21 protein-coding genes are annotated in these 24,531 nt (G+C 45.9%); 9 read left to right on the forward strand and 12 right to left on the reverse strand.

Translation table 11 applies throughout. The features are described from left to right. Positions 1 to 69 precede the first annotated feature (69 nt). Both QUA99_RS19075 and QUA99_RS19080 read left to right on the forward strand, forming a co-directional pair. Positions 70 to 252 carry a hypothetical protein gene (locus QUA99_RS19075; RefSeq protein ID WP_333239834.1) on the forward strand — a complete coding sequence of 61 codons (183 nt, stop codon included), beginning with the start codon at positions 70 to 72 and terminating at the stop codon, positions 250 to 252. 50 nt (positions 253 to 302) lie between these two features. Further along, positions 303 to 494, forward strand: a complete 192-nt coding sequence (locus tag QUA99_RS19080) for a tyrosine-type recombinase/integrase (RefSeq protein ID WP_445251029.1) — start codon at positions 303 to 305, stop codon at positions 492 to 494. Between the two features lie 92 nt (positions 495 to 586). Here the strand turns inward: QUA99_RS19080 and QUA99_RS19085 are convergent, their stop codons facing one another. From QUA99_RS19085 to fabI, 3 genes are all read right to left on the reverse strand, one after another. Then, positions 587 to 2,371: an ABC transporter substrate-binding protein gene (locus tag QUA99_RS19085; RefSeq protein WP_333239830.1), complete on the reverse strand. Its 1,785-nt coding sequence runs from the start codon at positions 2,369 to 2,371 to the stop codon at positions 587 to 589. A 277-nt stretch (positions 2,372 to 2,648) separates the two neighbouring features. Further along, complete coding sequence (hisB, locus tag QUA99_RS19090) at positions 2,649 to 3,287, reverse strand: imidazoleglycerol-phosphate dehydratase HisB (protein WP_445251030.1); 639 nt, start codon at positions 3,285 to 3,287, stop codon at positions 2,649 to 2,651. Positions 3,288 to 3,597: 310 nt separating this feature from the next. Continuing rightward, entirely contained in the window at positions 3,598 to 4,374 is a 777-nt protein-coding gene (gene fabI / locus QUA99_RS19095; protein ID WP_333239827.1) for an enoyl-ACP reductase FabI, read from the reverse strand. Between the two features lie 340 nt (positions 4,375 to 4,714). Between fabI and ntcA the strand changes: the two genes are divergently transcribed. The 4 genes from ntcA (at position 4,715) to QUA99_RS19115 (ending at position 9,611) form a co-directional block, all read left to right on the forward strand. Next, positions 4,715 to 5,380 (forward strand): global nitrogen regulator NtcA, encoded by a 666-nt coding sequence (gene ntcA, locus QUA99_RS19100; protein ID WP_006634020.1) that lies wholly within the window; start codon positions 4,715 to 4,717, stop codon positions 5,378 to 5,380. 77 nt (positions 5,381 to 5,457) lie between these two features. After that, positions 5,458 to 7,146 (forward strand): DUF3084 domain-containing protein, encoded by a 1,689-nt coding sequence (locus QUA99_RS19105; protein WP_333239825.1) that lies wholly within the window; start codon positions 5,458 to 5,460, stop codon positions 7,144 to 7,146. A 361-nt stretch (positions 7,147 to 7,507) separates the two neighbouring features. Continuing rightward, on the forward strand, positions 7,508 to 8,632 hold the full coding sequence (locus QUA99_RS19110; protein ID WP_333239822.1) for a formylglycine-generating enzyme family protein: 1,125 nt from the start codon (positions 7,508 to 7,510) through the stop codon (positions 8,630 to 8,632). Between the two features lie 583 nt (positions 8,633 to 9,215). Then, positions 9,216 to 9,611 (forward strand): pre-16S rRNA-processing nuclease YqgF, encoded by a 396-nt coding sequence (locus tag QUA99_RS19115; RefSeq protein ID WP_333239820.1) that lies wholly within the window; start codon positions 9,216 to 9,218, stop codon positions 9,609 to 9,611. A 133-nt stretch (positions 9,612 to 9,744) separates the two neighbouring features. Here QUA99_RS19115 and QUA99_RS19120 read toward each other — a convergent pair whose 3' ends face one another. After that, positions 9,745 to 10,215: a hypothetical protein gene (locus tag QUA99_RS19120; RefSeq protein WP_333239818.1), complete on the reverse strand. Its 471-nt coding sequence runs from the start codon at positions 10,213 to 10,215 to the stop codon at positions 9,745 to 9,747. A gap of 435 nt (positions 10,216 to 10,650) precedes the next feature. After that, positions 10,651 to 12,231 (reverse strand): photosystem II high light acclimation radical SAM protein, encoded by a 1,581-nt coding sequence (locus QUA99_RS19125; protein WP_333239837.1) that lies wholly within the window; start codon positions 12,229 to 12,231, stop codon positions 10,651 to 10,653. Positions 12,232 to 12,605: 374 nt separating this feature from the next. Between QUA99_RS19125 and QUA99_RS19130 the strand changes: the two genes are divergently transcribed. Both QUA99_RS19130 and QUA99_RS19135 read left to right on the forward strand, forming a co-directional pair. After that, positions 12,606 to 12,995, forward strand: a complete 390-nt coding sequence (locus tag QUA99_RS19130) for a DUF1830 domain-containing protein (RefSeq protein WP_333239816.1) — start codon at positions 12,606 to 12,608, stop codon at positions 12,993 to 12,995. Between the two features lie 237 nt (positions 12,996 to 13,232). Beyond that, positions 13,233 to 13,823 carry a hypothetical protein gene (locus QUA99_RS19135; RefSeq protein ID WP_333239814.1) on the forward strand — a complete coding sequence of 197 codons (591 nt, stop codon included), beginning with the start codon at positions 13,233 to 13,235 and terminating at the stop codon, positions 13,821 to 13,823. Positions 13,824 to 14,499: 676 nt separating this feature from the next. Here QUA99_RS19135 and QUA99_RS19140 read toward each other — a convergent pair. From QUA99_RS19140 to QUA99_RS19165, 6 genes are all read right to left on the reverse strand, one after another. Further along, positions 14,500 to 15,708 (reverse strand): DegT/DnrJ/EryC1/StrS family aminotransferase, encoded by a 1,209-nt coding sequence (locus tag QUA99_RS19140; protein WP_333239812.1) that lies wholly within the window; start codon positions 15,706 to 15,708, stop codon positions 14,500 to 14,502. A gap of 653 nt (positions 15,709 to 16,361) precedes the next feature. Then, a complete protein-coding gene (locus QUA99_RS19145; protein ID WP_333239810.1) occupies positions 16,362 to 16,937 on the reverse strand; it encodes an alpha/beta hydrolase in 576 nt (191 codons plus the stop codon). A gap of 599 nt (positions 16,938 to 17,536) precedes the next feature. Then, complete coding sequence (locus tag QUA99_RS19150; protein WP_015178998.1) at positions 17,537 to 17,845, reverse strand: DUF3493 domain-containing protein; 309 nt, start codon at positions 17,843 to 17,845, stop codon at positions 17,537 to 17,539. Between the two features lie 168 nt (positions 17,846 to 18,013). Further along, complete coding sequence (locus QUA99_RS19155; RefSeq protein WP_333239808.1) at positions 18,014 to 19,246, reverse strand: DUF445 family protein; 1,233 nt, start codon at positions 19,244 to 19,246, stop codon at positions 18,014 to 18,016. 118 nt (positions 19,247 to 19,364) lie between these two features. Further along, positions 19,365 to 20,078, reverse strand: coding sequence for a bifunctional demethylmenaquinone methyltransferase/2-methoxy-6-polyprenyl-1,4-benzoquinol methylase UbiE (gene ubiE / locus QUA99_RS19160; RefSeq protein WP_333239806.1), 714 nt, complete (start codon positions 20,076 to 20,078; stop codon positions 19,365 to 19,367). A 509-nt stretch (positions 20,079 to 20,587) separates the two neighbouring features. Next, entirely contained in the window at positions 20,588 to 21,532 is a 945-nt protein-coding gene (locus QUA99_RS19165; RefSeq protein ID WP_333239804.1) for a response regulator, read from the reverse strand. Between the two features lie 156 nt (positions 21,533 to 21,688). On the opposite strand from QUA99_RS19165, the gene QUA99_RS19170 reads away from it, so the two are divergent. Next, positions 21,689 to 22,783: a RuBisCO accumulation factor 1 gene (locus tag QUA99_RS19170; protein ID WP_333239802.1), complete on the forward strand. Its 1,095-nt coding sequence runs from the start codon at positions 21,689 to 21,691 to the stop codon at positions 22,781 to 22,783. Between the two features lie 260 nt (positions 22,784 to 23,043). On the opposite strand, the gene QUA99_RS19175 is transcribed toward QUA99_RS19170, so the two are convergent. Next, positions 23,044 to 24,144 carry a transposase gene (locus QUA99_RS19175; protein ID WP_333239800.1) on the reverse strand — a complete coding sequence of 367 codons (1,101 nt, stop codon included), beginning with the start codon at positions 24,142 to 24,144 and terminating at the stop codon, positions 23,044 to 23,046. Positions 24,145 to 24,531: the final 387 nt, after the last annotated feature.

The raw sequence follows: 24,531 nt of genomic DNA on the forward strand, positions 1-24,531 counted from the left end.
CTATATATTGATTACATGGCTTTATGCCTCCCAATTTAAAACTATTAAATTTGTCTAAATATCTGCGGAATGTGGGCAGTAAGACTTTGGGGATTTAGGGTAAGGGACGCAGCACGAGCGTCCGAAGTAGTGGACTTGGGGGCCGTGAATGTTCAAGGGATCGCCGATTGGCTGGAAGTTAAACCAATTCGAGCCGGGGAAACTGACCCCTTATTCACAGCGCTTTATTTTTCTAACCGGGACATCGGTTAATCGGCGACGGTATCCCCAAGATTGTTGTTCGCCATAGCAAAAATGCTGGTATCAAAAAACAGATGTCTCCTCACCGCATCCGACACTCAGCTATCACGGCGGCACTGGACGCAACAGACGGGGATGTGCGGAAGGTTCAGAAACTCAGCAGGCATAGGAACTTGAATACGTTAATGATATATGACGACAAGCGGGGGCGCGACCAACAAGACGTTACTGAAATGCTTGATGGGATGTTTTGAATGTTTTTACTGGCTTGGATCGGTAATTCGTTAATTAGGGGCATGTTTTTATCTGCCATCAAGTCTCTAATTTTGTGGCGAGGGCGATCGCACTATTTCCGATCACTCAGTTTCAGTTCGTAAATGTTCCAAAATACTCCTCTTAAGGCAGAGTACTTAATACCTTGGATATAATTTCGCACTGCTGCCATCGTGAAAGGCTTAGTTAAATAAATATATGGCAGATACTCCTGATCGATGCGTTGAGCTTCTGCATAGATAGCTTTGCGCTTTGCTTCATCAAATTCTTCTACTCCCTGACGATAAAGGTTGCCCACCTTCCGTTCCCAGTCTGCCACCTCCCGTCCTGTTATCGGAGTCTGACCTTTCTGAGGTTCCTGATTATATACATGGTAACTACCTTCAGGCAAGAACAAACTAGCATTGTCATTTGGTTCTACACTAAGAGTAATCGTCCCCAAACGACACTCCCAATTAAAAGAGTTAAGAATTTTGTCTATAAAAAGGTTATAACTTACAGGATTCAAATCAACTTGAATGCCAATTTTGTTTAAATTTTCTTTAATTTGTACTGCGATTGTCTCGAGGAATTTATTACTAGAATTTGTCAGGAGGGTAAACTGCACCAAATTCCCCTGAAAATCTAATAACTGTCCTTGATTATTGTATTCAAATCCGGCTTTTACCAGTAATTGTTTCGCTTTTAGAGGATTGTATTCATAATCTTTTAAAGCTTCTTTAGAAGCAAGATAATAAGGGCTTTGTTTAGGTAGAGATGAAGTTGCCAATTCACCCAATCCTCTATATATGTTATTGAGCAATCCCCTGCGGTCAATCCCATAGGCAACAGCTTGTCTAAATTCCACTGTATTAAACCAGCGAGACTTGATTGGATTGACCAAAGGTTCACCATTTCTGATTCCTTTGTTGAGATTAAAACTAATATACGTAGTTTCCCTAGAAGAACCACCGTTGTAAATGGTAAATTGCCCTCGCTTTTCTTCCCGTTTCAATAGTGAAAAATTTTGAGGAGAAACATTAATGTAAGCCAATCCTCCAGACCGGAATTGTATTAAAGAGGTATCACTATTGTCAACAATTTGCAAAATCACACGCTCGATATAAGGCTGGGTGTTACCTTGAGCGTCTTTTCGCCAGTAATAAGGATTCTTTCGGAAAATAACCCTCTCACCTGGAGTATAAGCTTCTATCGTATAGGGACCATTCGCAATAATTTCTTTGGGTGGAGTATTAGTACCCCAAGTTGATAGAAATTTAGGCTTACCTTCTGGATCTTTTGTGTTGACTGCTTCTCGCAATGCGTGGACTGGTAATATTGGTAGATTTGCCAGCCCGAGTAATGGGGCAAATGGTTGAGGGGTAATAAATTCAAATCGCAGTCGATCGATTTTTCGTACAGTAGGAAAAACGCTATTTTTACCAACTATAAATAAGTCTTTTGCATTATTAGGCATATCTTTACCCAGGTAAATATCGTTATATGTAAAAACCACATCATCTGTAGTAATTGGCTGTCCATCTGACCATTTAAGTCCTTTCCTAAGACGAAAAATTATCCGTTTCTTGTCTTCAGATATTTTCCAAGACTCGGCAAGGGCCGGTTCAATTTTCCCTTGGTAATTTTCGCTAATTAGCCCTTCGTGAGTGTAGTCTGAAGTGTAGGGGGCCTCCTGAATTAGAGCTGGGTTAAAGGTTTTGGGGATTGCAGGACTGCTGATAACGATTTGAGAGACTGATACTACTTTGGTTTTGATATGAAGTGAGCTAAATTTAATTAGTGCAAATACTGTTATTAAAGCGAGTAAAATACCCCATAGGTGACGACGAATAGCAGTAAAAATAATAATTGTATTCATATAAAAAATATTATATGGTAACGGTTTAAAGGGTATTAAGCCGCAGATAACATCGAGTTTTTGGAGTTGACTGACTTACGCTGCAAACAATTGCAGGAAATCGCGACAGATAAGTAGATTGGCTGGAAAATACACAAATGTGGGCAGCGAGGGTCACTCTGTGAAACTCAACAATGGCAGGGGTTATGAGAGCTTTACCTTCTGTAACATACCAAAGTTTATTTGCACCTACCTACTTAATTCGTAGTAGCGCCCAAACGCTACTACAAACCCCATACTACAAAACTCCTTTAGAACTCGGAATTCGAGTGGCGCGCCGCGGATCGATTTCTACCGCCATCCGCAGAGCTCGCGCAAATGCCTTGAACGCCGCTTCCACAATGTGATGAGAATTGCCGCCCTGCAACTGTCTAATGTGCAGTGTCATCTGAGTGTGGTTCACAACGGCCGAAAAAAACTCTCTCACTAATTCAGTATCGTAAGTGCCGATCCGCTGGTTGGGAATCTGCAAATTGTAGCTTAAGTGAGGCCGCCCCGAAAAATCTAGCACTACTTCAATTAAAGCTTCATCCAAAGGTGCGATGAAATGTCCGAAGCGAGAAATGCCCGATCGATCCCCGACAGCTTTTGCCAGCGCTTGGCCCAAGGTAATTCCCACATCTTCGTTCGTGTGGTGGTCGTCAATCTCCAAATCCCCGATCGCCTGCACGTCCAAATCGATCAATCCGTGAGAAGCAATCTGGTGCAACATATGGTCTAAAAACGGAATCCCCGTAGACGCCTTGCAAGTTCCCACACCGTCGAGATTGAGGCTGGCAGTGACATCCGTTTCCAGTGTCGTGCGTTTCACCAAGGCGGCCCTAGCTGGTTGAACTGAAGTTGCAGGAGGCACAGAAGGGCGATCGATTATCTCCATAATTCGCAATTGGTCATTCATTAGTTATAGATAATTAGTAATTTGAGAACGGGATTTTTTTAGTGTTGAGTCTCAAGCGAGGGGCTGGTTCTGTATGCAACTGACATCAGACACCAATGTCAATCAAGGGATTTTGGCTGGGTGGGGGCGGGTTTATTTAACCTGTCTGTCACCGGAGAAAGTTTTTGGTGAACCCGCCCCTACAAGTTCTTGAAAATGGTGCAAGAAGATGCGAGATAAAACTTACTTGTTAAAGTTAAAGTTTATTGTCTCAACCCGCCCCTCCATAACTCAAAATTCTCGACAACTGTTACATTCCCATGATTTCGTAACCGGCATCGACATACAAAACTTGACCTGTAATCCCGCTAGCGAGATTGCTGCACAGAAAAGCCGCAGCATTTCCCACTTCCTGCTGAGTCACCGTCCGCCGCAGCGGGGCCACTTCCTCAACGTGGTGGATCATGTCCAGAATACCGCCAACTGCTGACGAAGCCAGAGTCCGAATCGGGCCAGAAGAAATGGCATTTACCCGAATATTTAACGGGCCCAGTTCAGCAGCCAGATAGCGAACATTCATTTCCAAAGCTGCTTTAGCAATTCCCATCACATTATAATTAGGAACTACCCGGACGCCGCCCAAATAAGTCAGGGTCACTATACTGCCGCCGCTTGCCATCAGGGGTTTAGCTGCTGCACAAAGCCGCACCAGCGAGTAAGCGCTAATATCCAAAGCATTGGAGAAACCTTGGCGCGAAGTGTTGGTGAAATCTCCCGACAACTCGTCCTTGCCGGCAAAAGCCAGACAGTGGATCAGGACATCTAACTTGCCCCACTTGTCGGCGATGGTTTGAAAAGTAGACTCAATTTCGCTCTCGTCTTGGACATTGCAGGGCAAATACAGACTGGGATTGAGCGGTTCCACCAGTTCAGCGACTTTGCGCTCGTGCTTGCCTTTCTCGTCCTTCAAATAAGTTATGCCGAGATTGGCCCCAGCTTTGTGGAGCTGCTGAGCAATGCCCCAGGCGATCGAGCGATTGTTGGCAATGCCCGTAACAAGAGCATTTTTTCCGGTCAAATCTATCATCTGTATTTCTTCTAGAAGCAACTTGCACCGTTCTCATTGGCTCTATGCGACAACCCCGCCAGTTTAGACACAACTGATTCAGATTTAACTGATTCAGACACAATTGAGACACAATTGAGACACAATTGAGACACAATTGATATTAATTTTGCTGTGGAGCTACATGGGGGCGGAATTGAAAAAGTTAAGAGAAGGGTTAGATTTAATCATACAGCGTGTCTTTACCTTAACATTAGATGGAAGTAACAGAATCCTTGGATATTGGAGGTTGGGAAGTATATTTACTCAATAAGGTTAATCGGCAAGTTACAAAGTATTGATTAGTACAAAGGATCGAGTCGTGACGCATGATAGACCGCTAGCAGCCGTGTTCCGCCAAATCAGCGGCGGGGCGTTTCCACCCATTGTGGAAACCTTTGAACGGGGCAAGACAATTTTTTTCCCTGGAGACCCGGCTGAGCGCGTCTACGTTCTCATTAGAGGTGCTGTGAAGCTGTCCAGGGTGTACGAAGCAGGGGAAGAAATTACAGTCGCCCTCCTGCGCGAAAATAGCGTATTTGGGGTGCTGTCTCTGATTACGGGACACCGATCGGACAGGTTTTACCACGCGGTAGCCTTTACCCCGGTAGAGTTGATATCGCTGCCGATCGAACAAGTAGAGAAAGCGCTCAAGGAAGACCCGGAACTGTCGATGGTGATGCTGCGGGGACTGTCGTCTCGGATTTTGCAAACCGAGATGATGATCGAAACGCTGGCCCACCGAGATATGGGTTCGAGACTCGTCAGCTTTTTGCTGATTCTGTGCCGGGATTTTGGCGTGCCAGGTACAGAGGGGATTACGATAGATTTGAAGCTGTCCCACCAGGCGATCGCCGAAGCGATCGGCTCGACGCGGGTAACTGTGACTCGTTTGCTCGGGGATCTCAGACAAGAAACCATGATCTCGATCCACAAGAAAAAGATCACAGTCCACAACCCGGTGGCTTTAAGCCAGCAATTCACTTGATGCCGAGAAAGTATGGGATTTTGGATTTTGGATTTTAGATTCAATCCAAAATCCAAAACCCAAAATCTAAAATCGGAATGACTGCTGGATACATCCTGGTATTTGTAATTTTAGTGTTGGGGGGTGTGATCGCCACTGTCAGCGATCGCCTTGGGACGAAAGTCGGCAAGGCAAGGTTGAGCTTGTTCAAACTTCGCCCCCGCGATACTGCTGTTGTTGTGACAGTAATGGCTGGCAGCATCCTGTCAGCACTCACTCTGGGCATATTGTTTGCTACTAGCAAGCCGCTGCGAACGGGAGTTTTTAGAATAGACGAGATTCAAAAAAGGCTCAACAACGCCCGCAGAGAAATCAACCAGGCTACTCAAGAAAAAAATCGAGTTGAAAGTGAATTAGCTCAAGCCAGAGCCGCTCAAGCGCAAGCTAGAGCCAATTTAGAGCAAATTAATCAATCCCTCCAAGCAGCTAATGCCGAGCAAGCTCGAACGCAAACAAAATTAAACTCGCTGCGGGCTCAGCTCAACAGCGTGCAAGCAGCCAAGTCTAAAACTGAACAGCAGTTAAGTCAGGTAGAAGCGGCTAAATCCGAGACAGAAGAACAGCTCAGCAGCGTGCAAGCAGCTAAATCCCGCACCGAAGAACAATTGAAACTGGTTGAAACGATCCGATCGACTACAAAAGCTCAGCTCGATCGCACCGAGAACCAATTGAAAACAGTTTCTGCTCAAAAAACGACTTTAGGCTCGGAAATCGCCCAACTCCAAGAGGAACGCCAACAGTTAATCGAGCAGCGAGAGCAGGTAAAAGCTCAAATTGCCCAGCGAGACGCAGAAATTGCTAAGCGAGACGCAGAAATTGCCAAGCGAGACGCAGAAATTGTCGATCGCAACGAACTAATTGCCCAGCGGGACAAGGAAATTGCCCAGCGGGCGCAAAATCTGGCCGAGCGAGATCGAACTATTGTCGAGCGCGACAAAGTAATTGCCGAGAGGGAAGCACTCCTAGAAACCTTGGCACAGCAACAATCTCAACTCGAACAGCAACAAACTTTATTGCAGCAGCAAGTGCAAGTTTTGGAACGCGATTTTCAGGCAATCCGCGAGGGTACAGTTGCCATCAGGCGCGGTCAAATTTTAGCTGCTGGCGTGGTTCGCATTATTGAACCCGGTATGGCCAGTCGCGCGATCGATCGGCTCTTGCAAGAAGCAAATAAAACCACCGTCGAACTGATGCAGCCACCAAATACTAAGGTTAGAGACCAGGTTATTCAAATTACTAAAGCGGAAATCGATCAACTAATTAGTCAGATTAAAGACGGTCAAGACTACGTGGTGCGAATTGTCGCCGGCGCTAATTACCTGCGGGAAGAAAAGGTAATTAAGGTATTTGCAGAAGCAGAAATCAATCGAGTTGTGTTCCGCGCTGGAGATGTGATTGCAGGGGTTGCTGTCGATCCGGTGATTTTGACCGACGAACAGGTGCGGCAGCAGTTGCTGCAATTGATAGAAGCTTGTCAATTTCGCGCTCGCCTGATCGGCGTTGTCGGCGGTAGAGTCCAAGTTGCCGACAGTCAGATTGAAACTTTGGCTGGTTTTATCGAGCGATTGCAGCAGTACGAGAAACCGCTCGACGTTCAGGCGATCGCCGCAGATGTCACTTACATCGCCGGCCCGCTTAAAATAGATTTAGTTGCTCTTGAAAACGGAGCCGTTGTTTTTCGCACCGGACAACAAAAACAAGGCCCAGGAGATTTGAAACTTAAATAATAAGTGCGATCGACATATCGAATTTGAGCAAAAATTTTGGGCGATAGAATCGCTATTTTGCTTGACTTTTTCGCGCCCTTGACATATCATTAAATAATGGGAATCCGTGCCGTCATATAACATCATTCGTAGGTGCGCCGCCACCAAAAATCTGGAAGCACGACCAACAATCTCACAGCGACGCACCGCACCCAATTAGTAGGGTGTGTCGCCACCAAAAATCTGGAAGCACGACCAATAATCTCACAGCGACGCACCGCACCGCTAAGAGGGCAAAGAGAGAAACTAAGAATCGATCCCTGAGATATTGACATCACAGAACAAAATTTTGCTCAATTAAAATGCAGGAGCGTGCGGTGTAATGTCAGAGAATCAAAATGAACCCAGAGAATACGATGCCATCCTTGGCGGTCAAAATCCTCCTCCCATAGATGCTGCGGTACTCGGAGGCATACCGGGCGTTAAAAGCCGATTAGCATCACCCATTGTCGAAGTGAGAATCGCCGCACTCTCCGAAGCGTTAAAATATGGAGAAGCTGGCTTGGATTTGGTAATTCAAGCATTGCAAGATGAATCGATGCAGGTGAAATTCGCTGCCTATTTACTGCTGAAAGATAGAGATGACTTAAAGATTAAACCTCGGTTTCAAGACTATCTCCCTATATTTGAATTTGATGTCATCACAGTCGATGCCTGTGGAAAAGAAAACAGTCGTAGAAAGTCTTCTGCTCATTACCTCAGAGAAGACTTAGGTAATGGAGTTGTGCTCGAAATGGTTTACATTCCCGGAGGCACATTTATGATGGGTTCGCCCCCCACAGAGGCAGGTAGCCGGCATCACGAACGTCCGCAGCATCAAGTAACTGTACCAACTTTTTATGTAGGAAAATACCCCATCACTCAAGAACAGTGGCAAGCAGTGATGGGACATAACCCATCGAAATTTAAAGGTGCGAAACGACCTGTAGAAAAAGTAACTTGGGGGGGTGTGGAATCTTTCTGTCAGAAGTTGTCGGAGAAAACAGGGAAAAACTATAACTTGCCGAGTGAGGCCGAATGGGAATATGCTTGTCGGGCCGGTACGACAACAGCTTTTCACTTCGGGGAAACTATTACTCCAGATTTAGTTAATTATCAGGGCTATTATCCTTACGCTTCGGCGCCGAAAGGAATTGACCGCCGAGAAACTACTTCGGTGGGAAGTTTTCCCCCAAATGGGTTTGGCTTGTACGATATGCACGGCAATGTTTGGGAATTGTGTCAGGATTACTGGCATGATAACTACAATGGCGCACCCTCTTTCGGCAGCGCTTGGGACACAAGCGGTTCTCCTAATCAAGTGCGTCGCGGAGGTTCGTGGGACTACGATGCGGTCGATTGCCGTGCTGCCAACCGCTCCTACACTCTTGGGGCCGACTCGAACAGGAATTTGGGTTTTCGCGTTGCTGCTTTGCTGCGGATTCCGGTTTTCTCCTCTTCCCTGTGAGGACTCTTCTTTGCCCTTTATCCTGTTTCCCTTTTTCCCTTTGTACTATTTCATCTTTCCCCTTTTGCGTGCGTCAGCGCGCTTTAATTTTTTTTGCACTCATCTTTGCACGCGATTCAAGATAGTAGGGTGCGTCGCCATCAGCAATTTGCAAATCAAATCGACAATCTCACAGCGACGCACCGCCTGCACAGGGGTGAGAGAAACCCGGCTTTTGCGCGGGGAGTCAAAGAAACCTGGTTTTTTCGATAAATTAAAACGGGAAAGCAAAGATTGTGGCAAAAACCCGGTTTCTGATTGCTGTGGGGGGTCAAAGAAACCTGGTTTTTTCGATAAATTAAAACGGGAAGTAAAGATTATGGCAAAAACTTGGTTTCTGATTTTAGGCATTATATGGCCGCACGGATTCCCATGATGATATAATATGTCAATCCTGCAAAAAAGTCAAGCAAAATAAGTGCGATCGCCCGCAAAGATTTTGCGACATTCAAGAATGCAAGTGTCAGATTAGATATAGGTTGGTGATGGGTTTCCTCGACTACAACAGCGCAACTACAAACTTATTAACTCAGAACTAATAAATATGATTTTAGGTTTCGATCCAGGTAAAGACAAGTGCGGTATCGCCGTCATGGGTACAGACAACAATGTCTCCTACCATCAAGTTGTACCGTCCGAGAGTGCAATTTCGACTATTCAATCTCTGTGCGAACAGTTTTCAATTGAGGTATTGGTGCTCGGAGATCAAACGACCTCTAAGAGTTGGAAACAAAAACTGACGCAGAGTTTGTCGCCTGCGCTCAAAATTGTTCAGGTTGACGAGAGGTACAGCAGTTTAGAAGCGAGGGAACGCTACTGGCAAATGTACCCTCCAACGGGACTCGACCGCTTGATTCCGAAGGGAATGCGGACGCCGCCGAGACCGGTGGACGATATTGTGGCGATCGTCCTGATTGAGAGGTATTTGAATAAAAGTTAGTCAATTTTATAACCGTTACCACTGATTCTCTTTGATTGTTAAAGAATCAATATATTTTTGCTGGTCTTGAATTTTTCACTTAAATAAAATACACCCTAAATTTAGAGGAGCGATCGTTGAATCACAATTAGTGCTACTTGATAACACCTTCGGTCAAAATGACCTTACCATTCTGCCGGACTTGCAGGCGTTCGGGGTTAATCGAATAGGTAATATTGCCGTTAGTCGCTTCATAAGTTCCGTCGTCACCTGTTGTTACTTGCATGACATTGATTTGGCTGCCATTTATTTTGCTGAGTCCGCGGTAAAAAATATCCCCTTCCTGGGTTTTGCAAATGTATATAGAAAAGTTGGCTGTTGCGAAAGACTGCACCATTTCTGCCCTCGGACATCCCTCTACTTGAGCAATTTGCAGCGGTTGATAATTGCCCAAAGTGTTCGGCGCGATCGCCCGAACTTTGCCAATGGGTTGATTTAGTGCCGTTGCTTCTGCTGAGGCGGTCAAAAAGCCGTGAAGCGAAGCTATCCCCAAGGGAATCGCACTAATGCCAGCCATAACTAGACCTAATCCTTTAATGCCCTTAACTCTATCTTTACAAAACATCTTGTCACTCCTGGTTTTACCTATATAATTACATCTTAAGGCATATTTGTTTGAGATTAATAATATTTAATGTCAGAGGTGAGGTGCGCAGAGAGTACGGTACACCCTAGGTTTAAGTAAGGTGGGCGTGGAGCCCCCTACACCAGTGAAAATACATAAGTATCTCTATGCGATGAAGGGAAGCAAGCGCTTGTATTTATGACAGTTTTACGCTCTTATGACTTGTAAACGCCGATCGGAGAAACCGGGTTTCTTCATACTGTTATTTTCGTAGCAACCGGGTTTCTCGACCCCCGAGCGCGAACTGAGTCTGTTACACCGTAATTGTTTATTTGCGCTTACCTATTTATTGAAAAATAAAAAGGGAAAGGAAAGATACATTTTCTTTCCCGTTCCCCCTTTTTTAAGACATAATTCCTGACTGCGAACCCGGTATTAATTAACGGCTGCCAACTGTTTGTCTTTGGTTTCCACAGGCGCGGTTAATGCCTCTTCCAAATCCGCACGGCCGAGTTTTTCCTCCAAAATAGCCATCACTTCGCGGCCGAAATCATTGGAATTACGCTGCCAAGCTTCTAAACAAATTTGCCCGAAAAACGAACCCAAAGGCTCGGGATTCCACAGCAACTTGCGCGCTGTCCAAGGCATCAAACTCATGGGATCGTAACCAGGTTGCAGAATATCCTTCTTAAAGGCGTATTCTTCTAAAATAGTGTGCGGCTGCAACCCGATAAAGAAAATCGCTGGTTCTACTTTATCTGCTCCAAAAATCCGCTCTAATTCTCGGTGATAAGCAATAGTTTGCCTGATGGTTTCAAAGGTTTCATCAATGACGTTAAACGAGTAATTCACGGAAACCACATCGTTGTAACCGGCTGCTTTTAAATCGCGGCAATTCTCTAAAACTACTCGCAAGTTGTAGCCCATCCGCATTTTGCGAACCAGTTCTTGGGAACCGCTGGTGATGCCGATTTCAAAGTAATTCATCCCCGTTTTTACCATCAAATCGCACAACTCGGGTGTGAGATTGTCCGCACGGATGTAAGCGGCCCAGTGGATATCGTCCATGCCGGCGGCGATGATTTTTTGCAATAATTCAACTGCATCGTCGATGAATTTGCGTGCTGGGATAAATTGAGCGTCGGTAAACCAGAAATTGCGGATACCTCGATCGTACAATTGCCGCATCTCCGCTACCACCTCATCCGCCGGATTGATCCGCACTTGTTTCCCTTCAATCACCGTATAAATGCAGTAACAGCAATTGTGAGGACAGCCGCGCTTGGTTTGGACTCCGACGTAGAAGTCCATATCTTGTAGATAATAGGAAAATTCCGGCCAAATCGTTTCGATGTAGTTATAATCGCAGGCCGTTTTCTCGATGTTGGCTGGCTTTTCGTGAATTAGCTTCGCGCGCGGCACAGTTTCGCCCACCACATAACACCTTTCCTCGGCTAAATCTTCGCCTTTAATCAACTTCTCCAGCAAAGCTTCGCCTTCCCCCACCGAAACCACAGTTCCCGCCGGCAAACTGCGGCCCAACTGCTCGTAAAACACGCTCACAGCACCGCCGCCGACCACTGCACGAGCTTCGGGGCGGTATTTCCGGGCCCGCTTCAATCCGCGTTTAATCAATCCCAAATTGCGCCAGAGTTCGGTATAGTAAGACGCGGCCAAACGCAGTCCTCCAAGGGCTCCCCGGAACTTGATTAGCAGATTTTTGGCGTAGTAAAACTCGAAGGCATTTTGCAGCGGATTGCCGCCCCTGCCGCCCACGGGCGCGTAAATTTGAATGTCCCGCCAAGAGAAAACCAGCAGAGTCGGCTTAAACTCGTCTATGCTGGCATCTAAAGCTTTAGCGAAATCCAGGGGGGGTACGGCACCTAAATCGAAAATGCGCTGTTCGACATCGGGAAACAGCTTGTGTACGTGATCCGAAAGATACACAACTCCGATCGGGAAAATAGGATTGCAAGGGAGGCGAACGTACAGGACTCGGTTTTCTCGGTTTTCCATGATTGCCATATCCTAAAGTGGAACTTTTTCCGCTATGTTAATATTCTTTTAATATAACTTTACAATCTGTCTAATTTTCGCAATTTGACATTAAATATTCTTAAATTTTTCTATTTGGCTCAAGGCCGAGCTTGTTAGCGTCGATCGGCGACAGCAGCAGAAAAAAGCTAATTTTTAAGTAAATGCAGCGTATTTTGACTGAAAATCCAAGCTGGGAGTCAAAAACGATATTTTTTCCCGGTTAAATTGAAATTTTGGTACGATCGGTCTCTAATGTATTAGGGAGTTGGTAGTCGGCTTTACAGTAGGTGGGATCGCCTAGTGTTAGCCTAATAAGATAAGTAAAACTTTTAGGCAAGGCTCCCTCAGCATTTATGGCTCAAATTCTTGACCCCGTACCCTTAGACAGCGACAGCAAGATTCTGTGCTGCTACGTCAACGCCACCAGTCAAATTCAAATTGCTCGCATCACCAACATTCCTAACTGGTACTTTGAACGAGTAGTTTTTCCCGGACAGCGCTTAGTGTTTGAAGCGATACGGACCTCCGCATTGGAAATTCACACCGGGATGATGGCCAGTGCAATTTTGTCGGATAAAATCCCTTGCGATCGCTTGCAGATTAACGAAGGCCCTTATTCAAACCTCAATCCTAGCAGATCCCTAGGGGAAGTTCAGGGCCGTCGAACAGCAACTGCCGGCCGCCCCAAATCCCGAGAAATCTCAGAACCTTTGACTGTACCGGCCCTCACAGCCGTCGATTAATCGAAGTTGTGAGTTTTGAGTTATAAATTGTCAGTTAATTGATAACTCCGCGCTCAAAATTCCAACTTCAGCAAAGCGTTAAAAACTCAACACTTAAGAATCAAAGTTTGTGAAATGAATTTTAGATCAAAACTTCCGACTGCAAAGATTGTCCGGTTTTTCATATTTCCCTGAGTTTTGTTGGCGGGTTCGACAACTGTGCAAAAATATCATTAAACAGCTTCTCGAATTTCAGCTATGTCAGCACAACCGATCGCTTCTTCCCCATCTTCTGCCCAAGTATTTGAGCCGGCGGTATTCCGGCTTTCTCCCCTGATTAGAATCACGCTGTTGAGCTTGTACACAGCCCTGACAATTCCGTTGCCGTTTTTGTCGGAAGTAACCAAAGCACCGGTTCCTCCCGCCGCAATCTGGGCGGGAATTTTTGTCGGCGCTTTGGGCCTATACGGCGTGCTCGGTGAAAGGGTAATTGTCAGCGAAGAAGGGATTGAAGTCAGATATCCCAACTGGTTTCCGCGTTTGTTTCGCAAGGGTTGGTCGCTACCTTGGACTGAGGTAAAAGCTCTCAAACCTCGATCGACCGGTCAAGGAGGCTTAGTTTACTATTTTTTGAGTCATTCGGGTGAAGGTTATTTGCTACCGGTGCGGGTGGCTGGATTTGCTAAATTAGTCGGTTTGGTGGAAGCAAAAACAGGTATTGATACTAGAGATGTCCGCCCTTTGTCGCAGCCTTGGATGTATCTTATTTTACTTTTATGTACGCTGCTGTTGCTGTTGGTAGATGCGTGGACGATTGTAAATGCGATCGGGCTTAAAGGTCATCTGTAAAGTGCGCTTAGCAAGCATCCTACCAATTAAATGTAAGCGCGCAATTCTCTCAGCGTACGGTGCAGCAAGTACCCTACCAATTAAATGTAAGTGCGCAGTAAGGTGCTTGCTGCACCCTAAAAATTCAATGTCAGCGCTTGGGCGGGTGACAAATATAGCTAGAAATCATGCTGCTCGCCTGGTTGCTGCCCGCTCGACTCCGTGGAACACAATTTCTATGAGTAAAAACAGAGAGCGAGTTACTTGTCGTGAGGAAGTGATTCTGAGAGAATTTAGGTAACATTTTTTTGTATAGGTAAGCGTGTAAATTTGGCGCTGACCTATCTTTTTTTCACACAAGTCGGTCAAAGATTAGCCATGTCTGATAGTCCTGGACGCACGGTTTAGAAACCAGTTTTTTTACGAAAAGACGGGTTGTTGACCGCACCCAAGGTAAAAAAACCGGTTTCTGCGACTCGCTGCGTAAGTCCTGTATGAGTTTACCGCTGGGTTTTCACGACGCCACCAGTTATCACTTATTAAAATCTAAAATTTAAAATCTCCACTCCATTGACCGGGTATTCAACCCAGATTTGGTATCATTACCTTGCAAAGGGCCTTGTGGAGCCAAAAAAGATCCTAGCTGCTTTTGTTAAAAAACAGCTAGGATTTTTTAATGACAACCTATTTCAGGACTTTAGTCTGCTGTTGCCAAAACTGGATTCTTAGTTTTGCCGATAGCCAAACATTTTTTAACAGCAGCAATCACATCTTCCACATCTGCATCTGTTAATTTTGCCGAAATCGGCAAGCTAATTGTATGCAGTCCGATGTAGCTAGCATTCGGATAGTCTTCCGGCTGCCATCCAAACATTTGTTGATAGATAGGATGTTCCGGCATACTCATGTAATGTACGCCGACACCGATATTTTCAGCATTGATTGCGTTGAGAAACTCGTCGCGGCTGATTCCTGCTTTGGCTTCATCTACCAGAATAGTGTACAGGTGATAAGCATGAATTGTATCCGGTTCTGGGTTGGCGGGCAAAGTAATTGGCAAATCCGCAAATGCTTCGTTGTAGCGCTGCCAAATCTGCTCCCGCCGCTGCCAATAAGGGGCAACTCGTTTCATTTGATGAATGCCGATCGCAGCTTGCAGATCCATCATATTGTATTTAAAACCGACTTCCACCACTTGGTAGTGCTTGTAACCCGAGTCTCCGAAGCGCTTCCAAGCATCTTTGCTCATACCGTGCAGCGCTAAAATTTTGAGCCTGTCTGCGTCTTCTTTACTGGCCGCCAGAATCATTCCTCCTTCGCCGGTCGTAATGTTTTTGGTAACATAAAAGCTGAAGCATCCGAAGTCGCCAAATGTGCCTGCTTTACGTCCCTTGTACTCTGTTTCTATCGCGTGAGCGCAGTCTTCAATTAACTTCAAGTTGTGACGGCGAGCAATCTCGCAAAGCGCATCCATATCGCAGGGACGACCCGCGAAGTGAACCGGCAAAATTGCTTTAGTTTTTGAAGTTATTTTAGCTTCAACTTGAGCCGGGTCAATATTCATTGTCACCGGATCTACATCCGCCAGTACCGGTGTTGCGCCTGCGTGAACGATCGCGTTAACTGTAGCGCAAAAAGTCATCGGAGTAGTAATGACTTCATCCCCCGGTTTTAAAGAAGCAGCGAGAATGCTCAAGTGCAGTGCCGCCGTACAGGAATTGACTGCAATCGCGTACTGGGAACCCTTGTAAGCTTTGAAGTCATTTTCAAAATTCATGACTTTCGGGCCTGTACCCAACCAACCTGTTTTCATGGTTGATACCACTTCTTGAATTTCAGCATCTTCGATTGCCGGAGCGCCGAAAACCAAGAAACGGTCTTTTGAACGAATAGGATTGTTGTTCATGTTGCTAGTGTTACCCAGTAAATAGGGTTGATAGAGTGAAAGTGTACTACCCTGACAGGTACGGTTTTATTTGAATTCGAGGTGCTGATAATTAATGCAGTCTCTCACCTTTTTTTTTTCAATTTTTTTTAGTCAATAGTTTTGGCGAATAGGTTGCGTCATGGCGTCTGTTATAGCACGAGATTACTCATGACGGGCAGTTTTTCCGCAAGCGCCTGACTCTGACAGCGTTTCTCTATTTTAAAATACATAATCTGCAATGTCCACCCAATCATATTTCAGTTTATGCGGGATACAGAAGCTGTGGCCTGCATTTTTGTCTGAAAGAGTTTTCTTACTAAATATATATAGCAATCCTCGCATCATTTGCATAATTATTGTAGGGGCAATCCCACGCCCGGTTGCCCGATAGATAGGGGGGTAGGCAAAGAAAGGCACTACCCCTACAAATTTATCTGAATCATTTAGGATTGCTATAGTAGTTTTATTTAAACTTTTTGTAAACATCGAACATCGATCGCGAAACTTCTTTTACAGCCAAGTTAAGCTCAGACAAATTTTGCACAAATAAAATGTGACTCCACTGTAATTTATGCAGGTTCAATAACATTTTGTGCTAGGTCGAAGCAATCAACCCCGCTGGACAAAATCCACTACAATCTAGGCAGACGAATCTTGTTCAAAATATCTTGCAGCCGTTCTGAAACGCCGCCCAATTGTTCTGACAAAGCTACAAGTTTTCCGTAAGCTTCAACTAAGCGATCGCCCTCAACATAAACTTCTGGAGTAGGATAATTCTTCATCGCTTCCAGCAGCGTAATCTCGTTATCATTAGTTGCAGACAGCACCAAGGCCGATCTCAAAGCTTCTCGATTTGCATTCCCAGAAGGAGTGCGAATTACCTGACCCACTTCATCGAGAATTATTTCCCCAACCTTGCTGTTGAGGGTTTGATCCAAAAACCTTTGACTGACTTTTACCGGTCTCGTCAGACTGCTGCGAACAGCTTCCGGCTCTTTTTTTGCCTTTCCCAGCAACATTTCTAACGCGGGCGACATTTTCCCAGTTTCTGCAAAAATTTCTAATTCGCTGACGGGTAAAGTCATTCGGATCGCACTGTATTTGAGCACTACCTTTTCAGCAGCAGCCACAGCATTGCTGTAAAATACAATTCCCGCCCCCGCTGCTAAAAATAACGTCCACCGCCCTTGGAAAAACGATCGATCCATAGTTAAACCTCCCAACATCTTTTTCTACTTCGACTTTGACACATCTCATCAGTTACTGCACGGGCTAAGGTCTTCGGGAAATGCCAAATTATTCGATCGCCCCAGCACTCATACCATTTTAGATTTTAGATTTTAGATTTTAGATTTTAGATTTGTATAATGACCGATCGTCGTGGTTTCGAGTATGGGCCTAGAGTTGCATGATTTTTGGGAACAGGTATTACCTATACCGGATGCTAGGCAAAAAACTCGGTTCACGGCGCTGGTACGGGCTTCTCACTGCGCGGTGCGCACCCTACTGATTCTATCTCTGAATCTCCCGATCCTCGCCAAATGCCGAACGCCAGCTCTTCTATCAGTGAAGGCTGGCGCGGAGCTTAAATTGATTTTATATATTTAGGGTCTTTATGAAAGCTGACCCCAATTGAACGAACTACGAGCGGTTTATGATTAGGGCCTTTAAATTTGCTGACCCCAATTGAAGCCACATCTGTATCATTACAGGGATCGCTGACAAACCAGGATTTCATAATAATTTCTTTATATTTCTAACTTTTCCTTGCCTCATATAGATTTTTGTCTCGATTTGTAAACTTTTGTTACTTCGACTTCGGGGATCGGCCCTCGGCACGCTGTTCCCAGCGAAACAGGAACACCATCAGGGCGACAACTCCGACTTGGAGGGCAAAATTGGGCAAAGCAGAACCAATTTCCCGGCCAGAGGCAATTTTAGCGAGGAAAACCAAGCCGCCGATAAAGCCCGAAGCGCCACAAGCTACGTAAACAAACTGTCGCAGAGGTCGGTAGGGAGTTGACATTTCTGCGGTTAAACGCTCGTATTGTTGGCGGCTGAGGTTGCGCGGGTTTTTGGGGATGTATGTGCGATCGTCCGAATTGGGGGCTGGCATAGATTTAGGAAATAGGTAAATTAGGATGGGGCTACAAAAACCCAGTTTCTACCAAAAACCCTCTGGCTGAGGTGGCCAATACGGTCGAACAACCTGGTTTTTGGTACTGTGGGCGCAAATCGAGTGAATATTAGACTAGAACAAATATCTCACAACTGCCGAAATAAATCACCGCTGAATCCAAAGCACAATTGTCTGCAAACAGCCGACAAAAACGCCTAAAAGACCTCCTAAATTTACAATTCCCTGCAACTCGCTTTGGACAATTCCCTGAATTGCTAACTCCAACTCTTCAGGAGAAGTACCTTTTACTCGATCGACAATCACCTGGTCGATATTCAAAATCGGGATAGCCTGAGCTACAATATTTTCTAAATCCCGCTCTAGATAGCGCTCTAAAACCAAAGCCAGTTCTTTGCTGACAATTTCCAGGGAAGCGCTCATCACCGCAGAAGTTTGCAAGCGATTGAGAATCAACCGCGAAATATTTTCCCAATCAATAGATTTGCTCAACCCCTCAAGTACCTCTGTACCCCGCTGCTGAACGTAGCTGCGAACGCTGTCGCGCATAGTTTTTCGCAACTGTCTCACAGTCGAAACAGGTAAATTTTGCATCGACAAATTTTGCAGCCATTCCTGAATTCGCCCGCGAATTCCCAAAGAAACAGTTAACTCTGCTAACCGCTGATTTGTCGCTTCTCTGTCATCCAGACAAAAAGTCCGCAGCCGAGTTAAAGTGTTCCGCAAACCAAACAAATTTGCTACTACCCAATAAGTGCCACTGGTTTTTTCTCGAAACCCTTCATCGATGATCGAAATATTGCGATCCGTCAAAAAGTCAATTAAAGCCTGCCGCAGCACTTCCGGGGGTATTACTACCTGCAACAACCACTCAGCAAGCTGAGCCGCCTGAGCTTCAGTTAGCTGAATCTCCAGCAAAACTTGGTCAAAAATTTGATTTAGTTGAGCTTCTAAAAAATCTTCCCGGCGCGCCAAAACTTTGAGAATTCGCGGCACAGATTCCCCCAGCAAATCTCGCAGAATGTTAGCGAGAATTTTAGCGGTTTTTTGCTCGGCGTCTGCTTTTACCTGATCCAGCGCCAACTGCAACAGCCAGAGAATTATCGACTGCATCCGCTCAGTTTGCAGGAGGCGGCGCGCCAAGTTTTGCAGTTCCTCCGGCGTCAGCAGCGAACCCATAATTGTGTCGGAAATTCGCTTTGCCAAGCGCTCTTGGTTGCGGGGGATCAAGCCGGGAGTGAAAGGCAACTGCCGCCCTTTGATGTAAATAGGTCGATAGGGGCGGAACAGCATTTTGATAGCTATATCGTTAGTGAAATAGCCAATAATTCCTCCCACTACAGGTGGGGCCAACAACAACCAAATGTCAGAGGGATTCATAAGATTTGAGATTTGAGATTTTAGATTTTAGATTTACTCCACAGATGAATCTGGGGGGTTGAACCTTGGTCTAAAATTTTGATCGGGGGTATTCGATCGACCGAAACTGCAACCACTTTTAATTTTCAATTGCTTTGACTAATACCAATACTCCCATCATAGCTCCAGCAATCGGGTAGTGGGTGGCGTTGGCAAATCCGGCTTTGTTGGCGATCGCGACTTGCTGCTGGCCGATCGGGAATTTTTCTAAACTAGGATTAATGTAGGCATATTCTTGAGTCATGCCAAATTGCTGAGCAATGGGCACTACGAGAGTGTCTAGATAAAACTGCTGAAAGCTCCGCATTAGGGAATTGCTGGGGCGGTGGAGGTCGAGAATAGCCGCTTTGGCACCGGGTTTGAGCACGCGGTGCAATTCCTGAAGACTGCGGGGGATGTCAGTCACGTTACGCAGGCCGTAACCCATTGTGGCGCAGTCGAAGTAATTGTCAGCAAAAGGCAAGTCTAGGGCGTCAGCTTCTACCCAGGAAATGGGACTGGCAGGGGTAAGAAAAGGTCGATCGCGCCTGGCGGCAACGGCCAATTGTTCGGCGGAAAAATCTACTCCAAATACGCAACCGGTCGGCCCTGCTTGTTTTGCCAGCAGCAAAGCTAGATCCCCGCTGCCGCAGCACAAATCTAAACAAGTATTTCCGGGGCCCGCACTGCTCCATTTCACCGCCATTTGCTTCCAAATCCGGTGTTGCCCAAAGCTCAACCAGTCGTTCAATTGGTTGTAAACTGGTGCAATTCGATTAAATATAGTTTTAATTTGTTCTGCGTTATTAGTCATTAGTCATTAGTGGTTGGTAATTTGTAATTTGTAATTTGTGATTGGTAACTGGTAACTGCTAGTTTGTCATCACGTAAAAATAATTAATCCGTCCATTCATGTCATGCTGTCGCCAGTCATTAATGCTTTTTAGTGTTAGCTATCCGCGAGATTTTGTCTTCTTGAATCCTTCGTTTGCTATTATTTTAAAGTCAAGACAGACAGCCGACTAATAACTAATGACTGATATCATTTCCGGTTACACTCCTTATAATGTTGACTGTTCACTGTTCACGGCTTCAACAGTCAACCGTCAACAGTGAACTCGAATTTACTATTCCGATGCTAAGGGATTTGATATGACAACTAATGACTGACTATCCCGCCCAAAAACAGGTACAAGCTCCCGACAATCGTCGTGGAGATTCCCAAATTTTAGACTTTTGTTCAAGCTCCAAGATTCACTGCGCTGCAAGTAAATCTCAAATCTCAAATCTCAAATCTCAAATCTCAAATCGACTGACTGATGACTAATGACCCTGAAAACTCGTCAATACCAAAGCAACTTCTTGAGCTGCGAGGTGAACTGTTGTGAGTTCGTCGGGGCGAAGGGAACAAGGTTGCTTCCACTGCATGGAAATCAGGGCGATCGATCGACCTTTGTGAATCACCGGGATGGTCAGGTGAGCTTGAATGCCGGATTTCTGATAGTGCGGCAGGCTCGCTAAGCCTGTGTCTAGCCCAATATTCACAGCACCCTGAATAGTTTGAGAGGTAATTGCTTCTCGAACCAGAGGGTCATCTGCCAGCCAATTTTCCACAGTTGAACCAGTGGTGTGACTGCCTTGGACTGGTATTAAAACATTTCCTTCTACCAGTTGCAAAATGCAAGCATCCGCCAAAAAATTATCACTTATAGCAGTAGCAATTGGGTCTAAACTTGCTTCCAAACTCGGATAATCCCCAGCCGTTTGCATGATTGTTGCTAACAGTTGTATTTGATTTTGGGCGCGATCTAATTCCTCAGTCCGCTGCTTGAGAACTTCATAAGTCTCGGCCGCCTTTTGCACCACCATTTTCAATTCGTTCGGGTCCCAAGGCTTGGTGATATACTTGTAAACCTGTCCTGAGTTAATCGCATCCACCAAGTCTTCAATGTCCGTAAAACCAGTCAAGATAATTCTGACCGTATTCGGAAACTGGGGCACGGTTTTGCTCAAAAACTCCGTTCCCTTCATTTCGGGCATCCGCTGGTCGGAAATGATGACGGCGACCTCGCCTTCGATGCCGAGGACTTCCAAGGCGCGAATTCCGCTCTCAGCTTTGAGCACGTTAAAATCTCGTCGGAAAGTGCGGTAGAGTAAATCCAGATTGTCTGGTTCGTCGTCTACTACCAGCATTTTGGGCTTTTTCGGTCTGTGTAGGGTCATGAGCTGGCGTTTAATTTGATCTAGCTCTGAAAAGGCATTATCCATAACAATACGATAAACTCCCCTTTGTAAATTTAGGCGAGCAACTATTCTGTAACAATAGTCTCATAACTCACTTACTATTAATCTATCGCTCTGCCGCGACACGAGCCTTGCCGGTATCCAATCACACATAACTTAGCGCTAGTTTTTGATTCAATTATGACTGATACACCGCAAGATTCATCCCCTCCTGCATCTGCATCCTCCACAACTGCTGTGGATGCCGAAAAGTTAATTCGATCGCTCCGCCGAAAAGAAGGCACTTGGGTAGAGTGGGGACAGGCGTGCACAGCACTGCTAAAAGCTGGCTACAACTCTCAAAGGATTTTTGAAGAAACTGGTTTTGAGCCAATTCAGCAAAATCAAGTAAGCGTCGCAGCCCAAGTTTACACCAGCATGGTAAATGCTGGGGCTTCAGAAGAAGTTCGATCGCACTTCCTCCGCAAAGGTAGTGATATTTTGTACGAGTTTCGGATTCTCTCTCAAGTAGAGCGGGCTGGGGCGGCGGCTTTGATGCTAGCACACAATTTGGATGTTGACGATGCTCGCCAAGTTGCTAAAGCGATCAAGGAGTTTTCGCACTTCGGGAGTCTCCCCCAGGGGTTCACAGACACTCCAGGGGATGCTGTAGCTTACCAGTGCTGGCAATTGGCGAGACAGAAAAGCGATTTGCAAGAGCGATCGCGCCTCATTGCTCGCGGTTTAAAATTAGCTAGCAGCCAAACCGCTAGGGCGCAAATCGAGCAGTTGCTCGTCGATTTTACCGTAGTTCCGAGACGGGAAGCGCCCCGCTTGCCAGTCTACCGGCTCGATACCGAGGAACAATTGCCCCGAATTGTCCCGGTTGTGGGCAAATTGCCACTTTCTACGACAGATTTGCTGGCAGTGCCTTTGCCGGAGGAAATCGAGCCGTTCCGAATGGTAAAATTTTCCGGAGCCGGAGCTTGGGTGGCGATTCCCGGATGGCAGGTAATTTTGAACGCTGAAGATCCGGTGGCGGTTTTGGAAATGAGCGATAGATTGCCGGTACCGCTGCAAGGCAAAGTAGAAGAAGTTTTGATTATTGCCGATCGAGCGCAAAGACAGTGGGACGCTGACAGTTATTTCCTCTCCGATAACGCTGGCAATTTAGAATTGTACTGGTTTGAACAATCCCCAGATATTCCTATTTTGGGGCGAGTTGTTCTGGTGATGCGTCCCAAAAAGATTGTGGATGAAGACTATACCAAAGATGGATGGCAAATTGATGATTAGTCATTAGTTAGTAGTCCAGGGCTGTTTCATTCTCGGTTGATGGGGAGATGGGGAGAGGGGGAGAGGGGGAGATGGGGAGATGGGGAGAGGGGGAGATGGGGAGAGGGGGAGAGGGGGAGATGGGGAGATGGGGAGAGGGGGAGAGCTGACAGGTGTAGGTTTTTTACAACTAGGAGGAGTTACAAGTATAGAAGGCATCTACAGGAGTGTGAGGGAAGGAGATCCAACGCTCAAGATGAATGGTTTGATTGTTGAGTAGATTAGCCATCAAAGTCACAAAGCCGAGAAGAAAGCAAGACAAATGACGCTGTTTTTTGAGGCCCATCGGCTGATTTAAAGCAATATGTCGAGGGGGAAGTTGTTGAAAATTTGAGGCTAGTGATTGATTTTCGTGAGTGCCACCAAGGCTCACCATCCACTTGCGTGGCAACAGCCAGCACTAACCACATTCGTTCAGCTCGTTGTGGATCAAGTAAACGGGTATTATGCCATTGCCAGCCATCAGATTTGAGATCGCGGTAAACGCATTCGGTACAAGAACGTAGTCCATACCAAAGAACGTTTGCTTCCTCCGGTTTGAGGTCAGTCAAAATCAACCACGGGTCTTTGTAGCCTAGATCCCAATGAGCTAGGAGTGTACAATCAAGAGGGTTAGTTTTAAAACAGACGACTTGCTGGGATATTGATTGTCCGCCTTGACGAACCAGATGTGCCAGTGGCTCCCATGTCTGGTTCGATGGCAGACGATAGGTTCCTTGATGATTAATACGTAGAAATGGATGCCAGCCCACACTTTTAATCAATTGATAAAGCCAATCAGCATATAGTCCTCGGTCAGCGGCAACTATCACCCTAAAGTTAGCGGGAATCACACCTTCAACTTGAGAAATCAGTTTTTGCCAATGGGGTTTCCAACTTCCTGGCTCTGTCGCTCCGACAATACACCACGCTACAGGAATTCCCGACCCACCCAATAAGATGTTCATCGACAGAACTGTAAATTTATCCCCGATGCTAGTGGCATCCAATGCCAAGGCAATGTCCTCAACATTTTCCGGTAGTAAACTCAGAACCCACAACAGTAATGGAGCAAAACAACTACTCACATCCAACTCACGACGCTTTTTTCCTTTTTTGGCCTTGGCTTCTTGATACCATTCTTTTAATCGCTGACGAACTGTATTTGGCTTTTCTCCGTTGATCTGAGCCAGAGAGTGCGAAACTTGGGTCAAGCTGCTAGATTTGGTCATCACTACACCAAAACTCCAGGTTGCTAACCCAATCGCTTGAGGTATGGACAGGTGAGGCATTTGTTTGGATACAATACATGACCAATCTTTGAGATGCTTATTTTTCAGCATTTAGGTTTTCCCCCAGCCCTGTATTTCCTGCTCATCACCCTTATTGTCGCCTGGTTTAATTGACTTTATACTACCCCGTTGTAAAAAACCTACACCTGTCAGGAGGGGGAGAGGGGGAGATGGGGAGATGGGGGGAGAGGGGGAGATGGGGAGAGGGGGAGAGGGGGAGATGGGGAGAAAAGCCCGAATCAAGAGAGTGATTAATTTTTGAGCTTTTGAGTCATCCCTCCGACTGCCCTTCTCCCCATCCCCCTCTCCCCCCATCTCCTCATCATTTGAGTTTTTTGGTGAGAATGAAACAGCCCTGGTTAGTAGTCATGATTGTGAATCATATCAATTCCGGTTGCATCGGAATGATTTAACCGCAGAGAACGCAGAGAACGCAGA

The sequence above is a fragment of the Microcoleus sp. F10-B2 genome (genome assembly GCF_036704965.1).
Taxonomy (GTDB): Bacteria; Cyanobacteriota; Cyanobacteriia; order Cyanobacteriales; family Microcoleaceae; genus Microcoleus.

Coding starts and splice junctions, on each gene's coding strand:
- QUA99_RS19075 (WP_333239834.1), top strand. CDS start 70: ATGTGGGCAGTAAGACTTTGGGGATTTAGGGTAAGGGACGCAGCACGA.
- QUA99_RS19085 (WP_333239830.1), bottom strand. CDS start 2,371: ATGAATACAATTATTATTTTTACTGCTATTCGTCGTCACCTATGGGGT.
- hisB (WP_445251030.1), bottom strand. CDS start 3,287: ATGGAGATAATCGATCGCCCTTCTGTGCCTCCTGCAACTTCAGTTCAA.
- fabI (WP_333239827.1), bottom strand. CDS start 4,374: ATGATAGATTTGACCGGAAAAAATGCTCTTGTTACGGGCATTGCCAAC.
- QUA99_RS19105 (WP_333239825.1), top strand. CDS start 5,458: ATGACTGCTGGATACATCCTGGTATTTGTAATTTTAGTGTTGGGGGGT.
- QUA99_RS19110 (WP_333239822.1), top strand. CDS start 7,508: ATGTCAGAGAATCAAAATGAACCCAGAGAATACGATGCCATCCTTGGC.
- QUA99_RS19115 (WP_333239820.1), top strand. CDS start 9,216: ATGATTTTAGGTTTCGATCCAGGTAAAGACAAGTGCGGTATCGCCGTC.
- QUA99_RS19120 (WP_333239818.1), bottom strand. CDS start 10,215: ATGTTTTGTAAAGATAGAGTTAAGGGCATTAAAGGATTAGGTCTAGTT.
- QUA99_RS19125 (WP_333239837.1), bottom strand. CDS start 12,231: ATGGAAAACCGAGAAAACCGAGTCCTGTACGTTCGCCTCCCTTGCAAT.
- QUA99_RS19130 (WP_333239816.1), top strand. CDS start 12,606: ATGGCTCAAATTCTTGACCCCGTACCCTTAGACAGCGACAGCAAGATT.
- QUA99_RS19135 (WP_333239814.1), top strand. CDS start 13,233: ATGTCAGCACAACCGATCGCTTCTTCCCCATCTTCTGCCCAAGTATTT.
- QUA99_RS19140 (WP_333239812.1), bottom strand. CDS start 15,708: ATGAACAACAATCCTATTCGTTCAAAAGACCGTTTCTTGGTTTTCGGC.
- QUA99_RS19145 (WP_333239810.1), bottom strand. CDS start 16,937: ATGGATCGATCGTTTTTCCAAGGGCGGTGGACGTTATTTTTAGCAGCG.
- QUA99_RS19150 (WP_015178998.1), bottom strand. CDS start 17,845: ATGCCAGCCCCCAATTCGGACGATCGCACATACATCCCCAAAAACCCG.
- QUA99_RS19155 (WP_333239808.1), bottom strand. CDS start 19,246: ATGAATCCCTCTGACATTTGGTTGTTGTTGGCCCCACCTGTAGTGGGA.
- ubiE (WP_333239806.1), bottom strand. CDS start 20,078: ATGACTAATAACGCAGAACAAATTAAAACTATATTTAATCGAATTGCA.
- QUA99_RS19165 (WP_333239804.1), bottom strand. CDS start 21,532: ATGGATAATGCCTTTTCAGAGCTAGATCAAATTAAACGCCAGCTCATG.
- QUA99_RS19170 (WP_333239802.1), top strand. CDS start 21,689: ATGACTGATACACCGCAAGATTCATCCCCTCCTGCATCTGCATCCTCC.
- QUA99_RS19175 (WP_333239800.1), bottom strand. CDS start 24,144: ATGCTGAAAAATAAGCATCTCAAAGATTGGTCATGTATTGTATCCAAA.